This window comes from Streptomyces sp. NPDC045287, assembly GCF_056432325.1.
Genome location: NZ_JBWKJG010000015.1, coordinates 114,495 through 127,959, shown reverse-complemented (window position 1 = coordinate 127,959; position 13,465 = coordinate 114,495). Strand labels below are relative to the sequence as shown.

The 13,465-nt window shown below is 75.8% G+C and carries 5 protein-coding genes; 3 read left to right on the top strand and 2 right to left on the bottom strand.

Annotated elements, in window-relative coordinates; all coding sequences use genetic code 11:
* Window positions 1–165 precede the first annotated feature (165 nt).
* The 3 genes from AC07D6_RS24080 to AC07D6_RS24070 all read left to right on the top strand — a co-directional run bounded on the left by AC07D6_RS24080 (window position 166) and on the right by AC07D6_RS24070 (window position 10,140).
* Window positions 166–7,467 carry an amino acid adenylation domain-containing protein gene (locus tag AC07D6_RS24080; protein WP_479047543.1) on the top strand — a complete coding sequence of 2,434 codons (7,302 nt, stop codon included), beginning with the start codon at window positions 166–168 and terminating at the stop codon, window positions 7,465–7,467.
* A 152-nt stretch (window positions 7,468–7,619) separates the two neighbouring features.
* Entirely contained in the window at window positions 7,620–8,843 is a 1,224-nt protein-coding gene (locus AC07D6_RS24075; protein WP_479047541.1) for a cytochrome P450, read from the top strand.
* Between the two features lie 40 nt (window positions 8,844–8,883).
* Window positions 8,884–10,140 (top strand): MFS transporter, encoded by a 1,257-nt coding sequence (locus tag AC07D6_RS24070; protein ID WP_315881018.1) that lies wholly within the window; start codon window positions 8,884–8,886, stop codon window positions 10,138–10,140.
* 57 nt (window positions 10,141–10,197) lie between these two features.
* Here the strand turns inward: AC07D6_RS24070 and AC07D6_RS24065 are convergent, their stop codons facing one another.
* A complete protein-coding gene (locus AC07D6_RS24065; protein WP_479047538.1) occupies window positions 10,198–13,107 on the bottom strand; it encodes a helix-turn-helix transcriptional regulator in 2,910 nt (969 codons plus the stop codon).
* Window positions 13,108–13,203: 96 nt separating this feature from the next.
* Window positions 13,204–13,449: a hypothetical protein gene (locus AC07D6_RS24060; protein ID WP_479047536.1), complete on the bottom strand. Its 246-nt coding sequence runs from the start codon at window positions 13,447–13,449 to the stop codon at window positions 13,204–13,206.
* Window positions 13,450–13,465: the final 16 nt, after the last annotated feature.

Sequence of the window (13,465 nt, the reverse complement as noted above, 5' to 3'; positions counted from 1 at the left end):
GGCCCGGCGGCGGCCCCGCCCCGCCGCGCGCCGCGCGGGTTCGCCCCGCCGGGCACCGCGCCCTCCCCGCGCACCGCGCCCCCGGGCGCCGAGCGCTCCCGCACGCGCCCCGGGCGCTGCCCCCTGATCGCTGACCACTGACTCTCCGATGGGACGGAACCCCTCATGACCACCGTGCAGACCGAACCCGCCACCGCGCCCGCCGCCGGCCTCTCCCCCGCCGCGCGCCGCCTGCTGGAGCGCCGGCTCCGTGGCCGCGCCGGTGCCGCGCCGGCCGGGATCCCCCGCCTCGACCCGCGCCCGGAGCGCGTCCCACTGTCGGCGGCGCAGCAGCGCCTGTACTTCCTGCACCGGCTCGACCCGGACGGCGTCGAGTACCTGATGCCCACGGCCTGGCGGTTCACCGGCCCGCTGGACACGGCCGCGCTCGACGGGGCCGTCCGCGACCTGGTCGGACGCCACGAGCAGCTGCGGGTCGTCTTCACCGAGGAGGAGGGCGTCCCCGCGCAGCGCGTCCTCGGCGCGGAGCCCGCCGGCCTGGACGTGGTGGAGCTGCCCGCGCGGGTACGGGACGGGGGCGCCGACGCGCTCGCCGCCGCCGTCCGGGACGTGGCGGCGCACCCCTTCGACCTCGCCTCCGAGCCCGGCTTCCGGGCCGTGCTGCTGAAGGTCGCGGACGACGACCACGTCCTGGTGCTCGCCCTGCACCACATCGTGGTGGACGGCTGGTCCCTCGACGTCCTGCTGCGCGACCTCGCCGCGTTCTACCGGGCCAGGACCGAGGGCACGGACGCCGGCCTGCCCGCCCTGCCCATCGACTACACGGACTACGCGGTGTGGCAGCGCGGCGCCGACCACGGCGCCGACCTCGCCTACTGGCGGACCGCGCTCGCCGGGCTGACCCCGCTGGAGCTGCCCACCGACCACCCCCGGCCCGCCGAGCGGTCCTACGCCGGGGCCCTGCACTCCGTGGAGCTCCCCGAGGAGCTGACGGCCCGGCTGCGCGCGCTCGGCGAACGCACCGACACGACCCCGTACATGACGCTGATGTCGGCGTTCCAGGCGACGCTGGCGTTCCACAGCGGGCAGGACGACATCGCGATCGGCACCGTCGTGGCCAACCGGGAGCGGCCGGAGACGGAACAACTGGCCGGGTTCTTCGTGAACACCCTGGTGGTGCGCACCGACCTGTCGGGCGACCCGACCTCCGACGAGCTGCTGGGCCGCACGCGGGAGAGCGTGCTGGGGGCGCTGTCGCACCAGGGCCTGCCCTTCGAGAAGGTCGTGGACGAGCTGAGCCCCGAGCGGGACCTGGGCCGCAACCCGCTGTTCCAGGTGCTGTTCACGCACACCCGGGCCCCGTCCGGTGCGTTCCGGCTGGGAGACGTCCCGGGTGCGGCGTTCCCGATCGACCTGACCACCGCGAAGTTCGACCTGACCCTGGACGTCCTGGAGGGCGACGGCCGGATCACCCTGCGGTTCGTGTACCGCCCCGACCTGTTCACCGAGGAGTCGGTGTCCCGGTTCGCGGCGCACACCGTGGCGGTCCTGCGGGCCTTCGTCCGGGTGCCCAGCGTGCCGCTCAGCGAGATGGCGCTGCTCACGGACGAGGAGATCGGCGAGCTGCTGGGCCCGGACGGGCCCGCGAACCGGCCCGCGCTGCCGGAGCCGGGCGTACGGGACGCCGCCGCGCCGCGCACCGCCCTGGAGCGGTTCGCCGAGCACGTGCGCCGCTCCCCCGGCGCGGTCGCCGTCTCGGGGGGCGGGCGCAGCCTGACGTACGCGGAACTGGACGCCGCGTCGCGGGCGCTGGCCCGGCGGCTGCAGGAGGCGGGCGCGGGGCCCGAGCAACTGGTCGGGGTCTGCGCCGGGCGCGGGCCCGGCCTGGCCGTGGCGCTGCTCGGCGTGTGGCGGGCGGGGGCGGCGTACCTGCCGCTGGACCCGTCGCACCCGCGGGCGCGGCGGGAGTTCACCGTCACCGACGCGGGCGTGTCCCTGGTGGTCGCGGACGGCGCGGGGCGGGCGGCCGCGGAGGGCCTGCCGGTGGAGGTGGTGGCGCTGGAGGACGCCGTGGCGGCCGGAGAGGCCGGGGAGACCGGGGAGGGCGCCGGGGCGGAGGCCGTGCCGGGCGCGGACCGCCTCGCGTACGTCATCTACACCTCCGGCTCGACGGGCCGGCCCAAGGGCGTGGAGCTCACCCACGGCAACCTCGCCTGGTTGCTGGACGCCGCCGACCGGCACTTCTCCTTCGGCGCGGACGACGTGTGGACGCTGGTGCACTCCCCCGCGTTCGACTTCTCCGTCTGGGAGCTGTGGGGGCCGCTGACGTCCGGCGGGCGGGTGGTGGTGCTCACCGACGACGAGGTCCGCGACCCGGCGGCGGTGCTGCGGGTGCTGCGCGAGGAGCGGGTGACGGTGCTGAACCAGACGCCCGCCGCGTTCAAGGGGCTGCGGGCCCACATGGCGCAGTGCGGCGCGGCCTTCGGCGATCTCGCGCTGCGCACGGTGGTCTTCGGCGGTGACGCCTTCGACGCGCGTGACTACCGCGACTGGTTCGCCGTCCCGGAGGACGAGCGGCCCGCGCTGGTCAACATGTACGGCATCACCGAGACGACCGTGCACGTCACGTACCGGCTGATCACCGAGGCGGACACCGGGTCGCCGGTCACGTCGCCGATCGGGCGTCCGCTGGCCGGGCAGCACGGCTACGTGCTCGACCAGTTCCGGCGGCTGGTGCCTCGCGGCACGGTCGGCGAGCTGTACGTGGCCGGCGGCGGGGTGGCGCGCGGCTACCGCAACCGCCCGGAGCTGTCCGCCGAACGCTTCCCCGCCGACCCGTTCGGCCCCGGCGGGACCCGCATGTACCGCACGGGCGACCTGGTGCGGGTGCTGCCCGACGGGCAGCTCGCGTACGTGGGACGGGCCGACCACCAGGTGAAGGTGCGGGGCTTCCGCATCGAGCCGGGCGAGATCGAGACGGCCCTGCGCGCCCTGCCCGGCGTGGCGGACGCCGCCGTGGTGGCCCGCCCCGACCCGCAGGGCGGCGCCCGGCTCGTCGCCCACGTGGTCCTGACCGAGGGCCGGCCGCTGGACGCCCCCGACCTGCGGGACCGGCTGCGCCTGACCCTGCCGTCGTACATGGTGCCCGCGCTGTTCGTGAAGCACGACCGGCTGCCGCTCACCGCGAACGGCAAGGTCGACCGGGCCGCGCTGCGGGCGGTGGCGGGGGACGCGGCCGCCGCGCCCGCGGGCCACGTGCCGCCGCGGGGCGGTACGGAGGAGGCGCTCGCCCGGGTCTGGGCGGAGGTGCTGGGCGTGGAGCGGGTCGGCCGCACGGCGAACTTCTTCGACCTGGGCGGCGACTCGATCCTGGCGCTGCGGGTGATCGGCCTGGCCCGGTCGGCCGGGCTGGCGCTGACCGTGCCGGACCTGTTCCGGGCGCCCACGCTGGGCGACCTGGCGCAGCGGGCGACCGCGGCCGACGGGGCGGCGCCCCCGGCGGTGGAGCCGTTCTCGCAGCTCGACCCGGCGGACCGGGCCCGGCTCCCGGAGGGGCTGGAGGACGCGTACCCGCTGACGATGCTCCAGGCGGGCATGCTGCACGAGATGCTCGCCGACGAACGGCGCGGCGCGTACCACAACGTGACCGACCTGAAGGTCACGATGCCGGAGGGGTTCGACCCGGCGGCGTTCCAGGCCGCGGTGGACGCGGTGGTGCGCGAGCACGGCATCCTGCGGACCTCCGTCGACCTCGTGTCGTACTCCGAGCCGCTGCAGTTGGTGCACCGCGAGGCGGCGCTCCCGGTCGGCTGCACGGACCTGCGGGGCCTGTCCCGCGAGGAGCAGCGCGCGGCCCTGCGGCGGTACGTGGACGAGGAGTTCGGCCGGCGGTTCGACCTGGCGGCGGCGCCGCTGGTACGGATCCACCTGCACCGCCTCACCGACCACGAGCTGCGGCTGACCCTGACGGACTGCCACGTCGTCCTGGACGGCTGGAGCCTCACGTCCCTCATCGCCGACCTGCTCGACCTGCACCGCCGGGCGGTGGCGCACGGCCGCGCGCCGGAGCTGCCCGCCGCGCCCCGGTTCGCCGAGTACGTGGCGCTGGAGCGGGCGGCGGCGCGGGACGAGGAGAGCCTGGAGTACTGGCGTACGGCGCTGGACGCGCTGGACCCGGTCCGGTTCACGCGGCGCGGCGCGGAGCCCGCCGAGGGCGGGGGCGCGCAGAGCGTGTACGAGACGAAGCGCTCGTACGCGAGGCTCGCCGGGCCCGTCGGGCGGCTCGCCCGGCAGGCGGGGGTGCCCCGGCGCACCGTCCTCCTGACCGCCTTCCACCACCTGATGGGCCTGTTCGCCGAGCGGGACGGCACGGACGGGCACGCGATCGGCCTGGTCACCAACGGCCGGCCGGAGCTGCCCGGCGCGGACCGCATGCGCGGGCTGTTCCTCAACACCGTGCCGTTCGGGGTGCGGCGCCCGCGGGGCAGCTGGCTGGAGTACGTGCGGGCGGTGTTCGCGGCGGAGCAGGAGATGCTGCCGCACCGCAGGGTGCCGCTGGTGCGGCTGGGGCGGATGCGGCCGGGTGAGCCGAGCCCCGTGCAGGCGGTCTTCAACTTCGTCAACTTCCACCGGCTGTCCGGCGACACGTGGGACGAGTCGGCGGAGATCGCCCGGACCATGTTCCCGCTGCTGGTCAACGCGAGCGTGGACGGCTTCCAGCTCGACGCGGACCCGCAGTACGTCTCCCCGGCGACCGCGGACCAGCTCGCGGACCTGCTGTGCGGGGTGCTGGAGACCATGGTGGCCGCGCCCGACGCCCCCGTGTCGCGGCCCGCGCTGCGCGGTGCGGCGCGCGAGCGGGCGCTGGGCGAGTGGGCGCGCGGCCCCGCCCTGCCCGGTGAGGGGCTGATGTTCCACGAGTGCGTGGCGGGGCACGCGGCGCGGACACCGGACGCGGTCGCCGTCGCGCACGGCGGGCAGGAGGTGACGTACGCCGAACTGGACGGCGCGGCCGGGCGACTGGCGGCGCGGCTGCGGGCGCTCGGGGTGGGCCCGGAGACGGTGGTCGGCATCTGCGTGGACCGCGGTCCGGACATGCTGCGGGCGGTGCTGGGCGTCCTCAAGGCGGGCGGGGCGTTCCTGCCGCTGGACCCGCAGCACCCCACCGAGCGGCTCGGCTTCACGGCGCGGGACAGCGGCATGCGGGTGCTGCTCACCCAGTCGCCGCTCCTGGGCGCGGTGCCGTTCGACGGCCCGGTGCTGCGCCTGGACGACCCGGCGACGTGGGCGGCGCCCGCGGCCCGGGCGCAGGCCCCGGCACCAGCGCTGCGCCCCGACAACACGGCGTACGTCATCTACACGTCCGGCTCGACGGGCACCCCCAAGGGCGCGGCGGTCCCACACCGGGGGCTGACCAACATGCTGGAGGGCCAGCGCGACCTGGTGGACCCGACGCCGGCCGACCGGGTGCTGCAGTTCGCCTCGTTCAGCTTCGACGCGTCGATCCTGGAGATGACCTGGGCCCTGGCGAACGGCGGGCGCCTGTGCACCGCCCCGAAGGAGGCGCTGCGGCCCGGCCCCGACCTGGCGGCGACGCTGCGGGAGCACGGGATCACCGGCACGATGCTGCCGCCGAGTGCGCTGGCGGTGCTCGGCGAAGACCGCTTCCCCGCCCTGGAGGTGCTCCAGGTCGCCGGTGAGGCGTGCCCGGCCGAGCTGGCCAGGACGTGGTCGCGCGGTCGGCGGTTCTACAACGTGTACGGGCTGACCGAGACCTCGTCGTGGTCGGTCGCCGCCCGCCTCACCCCCGACTGCCGGCGCGCGCCCGTCGGCCGGCCGATCCGCAACACACAGATCTACGTCCTGGACGACGACTTCCAGCCGGTGCCGGTCGGGGTGCCCGGCGAGATCCACCTGGGCGGGCACGCCGTCGGCCGGGGCTACCTCAACCGCCCGGAGCTGACCGCGGCGACGTTCGTCCCCGACCCGTACGGCGCCCCCGGCGACCGGCTGTGCCGCACCGGTGACATCGGCGTCCAGCGGCCGGACGGCAGCGTGGAGTGGCTGGGCCGGCGGGACGGCCAGGTCAAGCTGCGCGGGTTCCGGATCGAGCTGGGCGAGGTGGAGCACGCCCTGCGGGAGCTGCCCGAGGTGCGGCAGGCGGTGGTCCTGCTCCGCCGCGACCTGCCGGGCGGCGAGCCGGCCCTGGTCGCCTACGTGGTGCCCCGCGAGGGCACCGGGGCGGGCGAGGAGGAGCTGCGGCGGGGGCTGCGGGCGCGGATGCCCGCGTACATGGTGCCGTCGTTCTTCGTCGTCCTCGACTCCCTGCCGGTCAACACCAGCGGCAAGATCGACAAGCGGGCGCTCCCGCTGCCGCCCGCCGGACGGGGGCGGGGCGGCGCCCCGTACGCCGCCCCCCGCACCCCCGCCGAGCTGGTGCTCGCCGAGGTGTGGCGCGGGGTCCTCGGCGTCGACGAGGTCGGGGTGCACGACGACTTCTTCCGGCTGGGCGGCAGCTCCCTGTCGACCGTCCGCGTGGCGGCGCAGGCGGCGGCCCGGGGGCTGCGGGTGACCGTGCGGGACCTCATCGAGGCGCCGACGATCGCCCAACTGGCGTCCCGCGCCGGGGCGGCGGCCACGGCGGAGGTCCGGTCGGAGGTGCGGCTGCGCGACGGGGAGGGCGCGCCCCTGTGGTGCGTGCACCCGACGGGCGGCAGCGCCGCGTGGTACGTGCCGCTCGCCCGCGAACTGCCGCCGGGGCGGCCCGTGCGGGCGTTCCAGGCGCGCGGCCTGCTGGGCGGGGTGGACCCGACGACGGTGGCCGGGATCGCCGCCAACTACGTCGCCGAGATCACCGCGCACGGCGGGCGGGGCCCGCACGACCTGCTGGGCTGGTCCATGGGCGCCAACCTGGCCCTGGAGATGGCGACGCAGTTGCACGAGGCCGGGCACACGGTGGAGCCGCTGGTGCTGATCGAGCCGTACCTGCCCAACCCGGTGGCGGCCGAGCGGCTCGCCGGCGTGGGCCGCGACATGGTGGCGGCGCTGGGCATGCGCGACCGGATCCGCGCGCTCGCGCCGTCCCCGGAGCGGGAGGCCGCCGTCGCGGAGCTGACGGCGCTGCTGCTGGGCGCGGGGATGAGCCCGAGCGAGGCGGAGCTGGTGGAGAACGCGCCGATCGAGGTGTGGCACTCGCTGCTGGTCGCGCTGGCCGGCTACCGGGTGCGCCCGTACCCGGGCCACGTCCACCTGGTCGTGGGCAGCACGGCGGCCGGGCTGCCCGAGGACGAGCCGATGCCCGGCCTGGACGTCGGATACCGGACCTACGTCGCGCGGTGGCGCGAACTCGCCCTGGGCGGAGTGACCGTCCACGTCACGGAGGGGGACCACATGTCGATGATGTCCGAGCGGCTGATGCCCGCCACCGCCGCGGTACTGGCGAAGATCGGGACGGGGGTCGTCCGATGACCACGACCACCACGGCACCGGCCACGACGCCGACTCCGACGACGGCTCCGACTCCGACTCCGACTCCGACTCCGACGACGGTTCCGACTCCGACGACGGCCGCCGCCACCGCCGTGACGACCCCCGCGGTGTCGGGCCCCGCCGGAACGCGGGTGCCGGGCTTCACCGAGCGCTACCTGCTCTCCCCGGCGGTGAACGCCGACCCGTACGGCTACCTCAACGCGCTGCGCGACCACGACCCCGTGTACTGGAGCGCGATGCACCGGGCGTGGCTGGTCACCGGCCACGAGCACCTGATGCACTGCCTGCGCGACCCCGCCGTCTCGGCGGACCGGGTGCGCCCGCTGATGGACGCCGTGCCGGAGGGCGCCCGCGACGACGCGGAGCGGGCGTTCGGGATCCTGTCCCGCTGGATGGTGTTCAACGACCCGCCGGAGCACCGGCGCCTGCGCCAGGTGTTCCAGGACCAGTTCGCCGCCCGGGCGGTCAACCGGTACCGGGGGCTCGTCGAGCGCGCCACGCGGGCGATGGCCGGCCGGCGGGCCGCGCCCGGCCGGGTCGGGGACCTGGTCGCGGACCTCGCCCGGCCGCTGCCGGCCCTGGTGTTCGCCCGTTGGCTGGGCGTGCCGCAGGCACAGGCCCCGTCCTTCTGGTACTGGAACGCCCGGGTCGGCGACCTGGTCCTGGGCGCCGCCCAGGAGGAACGCGAGTACCGCACGTCCCTCCAGTCGCTGGTCAACCTGGAGGACTACCTCGCCGACCTGGTGCGGCAGCGCCGGGCGGAGCCGAAGGACGACCTGATCAGCGCCGTGCTGGCGGGTGGGCGCATCGGGACGTCCGTCAGCGAGGAGGAGTTCGTCGGGATGCTGACGCAGATGGCGTTCGCCGGCGGCGAGACGACGAGCAACCTCATCGCGAACACGTTGCTGGCGCTGCTGAGCCGGCCCGACCAGCTCGCGGCGGTCCGCGAGGACCCCGCGGCGCTCGTGCCGGCGGCGGTGGAGGAGACGATGCGCTTCGACGGGCCGTCGAAGATGTCGATCCGCATCGCGGCGGACGACCTCGACCTCGACGGCCGGGCGGTACGGGCCGGGGACCGGCTGTTCCTGGTCACGGCCGCCGCCAACCGGGACCCGGACCGCTTCCCCGACCCGGACCGGTTCGACGTCCGGCGCGGCGGCGGCGGGCCGATGCACCTGGGCTTCGGGTTCGGCGCGCACTTCTGCATCGGCGCGGCGCTCGCCCGGATGGTCGCCGTGAGCGCGGTCGACGTGCTCGTACGGGAACGCCCCGGCCTGGAGCTGGTCGACGAGCCCCTGTCCTGGCAGCCGTCGCTGCTCAACCGCGCGCTGACGGCCCTGCCCGTCCGCTACTGACCACCCGCCGCCCGAGCGGCGGCGCGACGAAGGGTTCGACATGGCGAACACTCTGACGAGCGCGGGGGCCCGGCTGTGGTCCCCGGCCCGGCAGCGGTCGTTCCGGCTGCTCTGGGCGGGTCAGTCCCTGTCCCTGCTCGGTGACGGCTTCAGCTACATCGCGTTCTCGTGGATCACCCTGAGCCTCACCGGTTCGACGCTGAGCCTCGGCTACGTGCTGGCGTTCCAGGCGGTGCCGCGCGCGGTGCTGACGCTGGTCGGCGGGTCGCTGAGCGACATGTGGTCGAGCCGGAGGCTGATGGCGTTCTCCAGCTGGGCGCGGGCCGTCCTGATGGTGACGGTGGGGATCCTGGGACTGGCAGGCACGCTGACGGTGTGGATGCTGTGCGTGGCCGCCGCGCTGTTCGGCGCGGTGGACGCGTTCTTCCAGCCGGCCAGGGCGTCCATCCTGCCGACGGTGGTCGGGAAGGAGGCGCTGGCGCCCGCCAACGCCCTGCTGGGAGCGGGCGCCAAGGTGTCGGCCGTGCTCGGCCCCGCCGTGGGCGGCCTGGTGGTAGCGGTGGCGGACGCCCCGGTCGCGTTCCTCGTGGACGGCGTGTGCTTCGCGCTGTGCGGGCTGTGCGTGGCGAGCATCAGGACGCTGCCCGCGGCCCCGGGGGGCGGGGGGCCCGCGGCGGGGACGGCCGCTCCCGCCGTCCCGCTGGCGGCCCGCATCAGGGAGGGGCTGCGCTACGCCTGGGAGGACCCCCGCATCCGTACCGTGCTGGTCGTCGACATGGCGGTGACGTTCTGCCACTCCGGACCGTTCACGGTGGGCTTCGCGTCGCTCGCCAAGATCGACCTCGCGGGCGGTTCGACGACGCTGGGGCTCCTCAACGGGGCCCTGGCGGGCGGGGCCGTGCTGGGCGCCCTGGCCGGCGGGATGGTGGGCGGCCGGCCGCGGGTCGGGCTGCTGATCGCGGCCCTGGCCGGCTGGCTCGCCCTGGGCATGGGTCTGCTCGGAACGGTCGGGAACACGGCGGCGGCGCTCGGCACGGTCCTGATGATGGGGTTCGGCATCGGCTTCCAGGGCGTGTTCGGCGCCAGTTGGATCCAGCGGAACATCGACGGCTCGGTGCTGAGTCGGGTGATCTCCGTGGACATGGTCCTCGGCTACGCCGTCGCCCCCCTGTCACTGGTCGTCTGCGGGGCGCTGGCCCGGTCCGGTACGGGGCCGATGTTCGCGCTGGCGGCGGTGGTCCTGACCGTGACGGCGCTGGGGGTGCTCACCTCGCGGACGGTGCGGGAGATGCGCTGACGGCGCCGCGGCCGGGCGGCCCGTACGAGCCCCGCGGGGGCCGTGCGGGCCGCTCGGTCAGGATGCGAAGGAGACGGAGAACTCGCACAGCGCCGCCCGGTTGGTCCGGCCGGTCTTCGTGCCCAGGCTGGCGATGTGCTTCTCGACCGTGCGGGGCGAGATGTACAGGCGGTCCGCGATCTCCTTGTTGCCCAGCCGCTCCGGGAGCAGTTGGAACACCTCGTACTCGCGGACCGTGACACCGAGGGCGCGCAGCTCCTCGGGGATGCGGCTGCTGCCGGTGCGGTGCTGGTGGACGGGGGCGCCCAGGCGGCGCAGGGCGGCGCGGCAGGCGTTGGTGACGGCGGGGACGGAGGTCTGGTGGAAGTGGTGCTCGGCGCGGCGGAGCCAGGCGACGGGTTCGCCCCAGCCGTTGGCGTGGGCCTCCTCGGACAGCAGCCGCAGCGCGAGGTGGAGGGCGGTCGGGTACGGCTCCGCGGCGCGCAGCGCCTCGGCGGCGGCCTCGCCGGCCTCGGCGGGCCGACCCTCCCGGCCGAGCAGCACGGCGTCGGCGAACAGCACGAACTGCCGGTTCCACCGCATGCGGCCGGGGGCGGTCGCGGCGATCTCCTCCTGGTCGGGCCGCCCGGCGTCCCCGGACAGCACGTCGAGGAGGACGCCGACGCCGTACCGGCCGCTCAGGTAGTACGTGCTGGGGTTGGCGTGCTCCAGCTCGGCCACCTCGCGCAGCGCCCGCACGGCGCCGGGGCGGTCCTCCTCCATGAGGGCGCAGAAGGCCCGGGCGAGCCCGAGGGTCAGCGGCTCCTCCTGCGAGCCGGCGCCCTCCCACTCGGCGAACGCGACCAGCGCCCGCTCCATGGCGGGCCGGTCGCCCCGGTGGGCGGCCAGGGTGGCCTGGGCCATCAGCACGTACCGGCTGGCCGGGGCGAGGCGGAGCCGCTGGACGACGGCGAGGCACTCGTCGCCGGCGCGCCGGGCGGTGTCGAAGTCGCCGCGCAGGACGGCGTCGAGGACGAGGATACCGTCGATCGTGTGAACGATGGTGGCCGAGCCGACCCGCAGCGCCTCCTCGCGGGCGGCGAGGAGGGGGCCCGTACTGCCGTCGGTGAGCCAGTTGTTGCCGCCGATCCGGGTGAGCGCGTACATCCTCTGGAGCGGCAGGCGGTGCTGCTCGGCGGTGAGCAGGGCGGCCTCCAGCAGGGCGGTCGACTCGTCGAAGTCCCGCTCCCGGGCGAGGGTGGCGAGCAGTTCCCACGCCTGGCAGACGGCGGAGGGCAGCGCGTGGCGTTCGGCGGCCTGGAGGGCGGAGCGGGCCAGTTTCTCCGCCTTCTGGGTGCAGTCGGGGCCGGGGGTGTCGAGGGCCAGGTAGGCGGCGGCGACGTCGACGAGGGCGGTGACCCGCTCGTCGGGGCTGCGCCGCAGCAGCGCGCGGGCGTGGGTGATGGCGCGGTTGCCGTCCTCCCAGCGGCCGGCGGTGTGGGCGACCTTGGCGAGGCGGGTGTGCAGGGCGGCGAGGCGGTGGACGGTCAGGTCGGTCCCGGCGAGGGCGTTCAGCTCGCGGGCGAGACTGAAGGCCCGGTCGAAGTCGCCGGTCTCGGCGAGCGCCGGCAGCAGCGTCTCCAGCACCTCGGCGCGGCGGGTGGCGTCACCGCTGTCGGCCAGCAGCCGCTCGGCGCGGGACAGCAGGGTGACGGCGGAGCTGATCGCGCCGGCCGTCAGGGCGCGCCGGCCGGCCTCCCCGAAGAGGCGCCCGGCCTCGGTGACGTCGCCCTCCTCACAGCGCAGCCCGGCGGCCAACTGGCACCAGTCGCCCTCCAGCTCCGGGTGGAGCGCCTGCACCGCGGTGGCCGCCCGGCCCGCGAGTTCCGCGCGCCGGCCCGGGGTGAGCTGGGTGAACAGCGCCTCGACGGTGAGCGGGTGGCGGAAGGCGTACCAGTCGGGGGCGGGTTCGTCGGGGACGACGAGCCGGGAGGCGACCCCGGCGTGGAGGTGGCTGAGGAGCTCCCGGTCGTCGACGCCGGTCACGTCCTGGAGCACGGTGAGGGGGAAGCGGCGGCCGATCACGGCGGCCGCGGAGAACAGGTTCCTCCCCTGGGGGCCGAGCCGGTCGATCCGCTGGAGGAGGCCCTTGGCCAGGGAGGTGGAGACGTCGCCGCGGAGGTCGCCCACCACTTTCCAGCCGTCGTCCCCGTTGACCAGGGACCCGCTGGTGATCATGGACTGGAGCCGTTCCTCGACGAGGAGGGGGCTGCCCGCGCTGTCCTCCCACAGCCGCTCCAGGGCGGCCTCCGGGACCCGTCCGACGTCGGTGCCGAGCTGGGAGGCGGCGAGGGCGGACACCTCGGCGCGGGTGAGGGAGGCCAGGTCGAGGACGGTGCCCACGCGCCGCCAGCGGGCCGACTCGGCCAGGTCGAGGGCGTCGCAGGGCTCGGTGCGGATGGTGGCCAGCAGGACGACGGGGGCCTGGTCGAGGTTGTCCACCAGGTACTCGACCACGGCCAGCGTCTCGGGGTCCGCGTCGTGCAGGTCCTCCAGGAGGAGCAGGGTGCCGCGGTCCCTGCCGGTGGCGATGAGCAGGCGGAGCACCGCCTCCCCGAGGACGATCATGGAGCTGCCGGCCTGGACCTCGCCTCCCCAGTCGGGGATGAGCCGCCCGAGGACCGGCCGGTAGGGCCCCAGCGGCAGGTCGTCCAGGGGTTCGCCGCCGCGGAACAGCGACATCAGGGCCTCGGTGAGCGGCCGGAACGGGACGGCGGGGCCGGTGGTGGTGCTCCGGCCCCGCAGGACGCGCATCCCGTTGTCGACGGCCATGCCGACCGCTTCGGCGGCGAGCCGGGTCTTGCCGATGCCCGCCTCGCCGACCAGGAACACGCCCCGCCCGCGCTGTGCGCACGCGTCGCCCAACGTACGCGCGAGTTCCCGTAATTGGGGGTCACGCCCGACGATGTGCGGAACATGTGAACGCATGAACGCATGCTAGTGCTCACCACTGCGAACCGGTCAACGGGTACGGAAGCCGCCCGATCCCCGCCGCACCGTCCCGGCGGCGGGGCGGCGCCCGGGTCAGCCGTGCACGTTGGGCAGGGAGACGCTCGTGTCGAAGGAGCTGAGCGTGATGACGATGCCGCTGGTGAGGACCATGCCGGACAGGGCGCGGGCGCGGGCGCAGGCCCGGTTGCGGCCGGAGAGGGCGAGGCCGCCGGCGGGGTCGGCGGCGGGAGCGGCGGCGGTCTGCTCGGTGGCGGTGGTCTCCTCGGCGGCGGACGGGGCGGAGGTGGCGGACGGGGCGGTGGCGGGGGTCTTCCGCATGGCAGTGGTCACCTTT

Coding starts and splice junctions, on each gene's coding strand:
- AC07D6_RS24080 (WP_479047543.1), top strand. CDS start 166: ATGACCACCGTGCAGACCGAACCCGCCACCGCGCCCGCCGCCGGCCTC.
- AC07D6_RS24070 (WP_315881018.1), top strand. CDS start 8,884: ATGGCGAACACTCTGACGAGCGCGGGGGCCCGGCTGTGGTCCCCGGCC.
- AC07D6_RS24060 (WP_479047536.1), bottom strand. CDS start 13,449: ATGCGGAAGACCCCCGCCACCGCCCCGTCCGCCACCTCCGCCCCGTCC.
- AC07D6_RS24065 (WP_479047538.1), bottom strand. CDS start 13,107: ATGCGTTCACATGTTCCGCACATCGTCGGGCGTGACCCCCAATTACGG.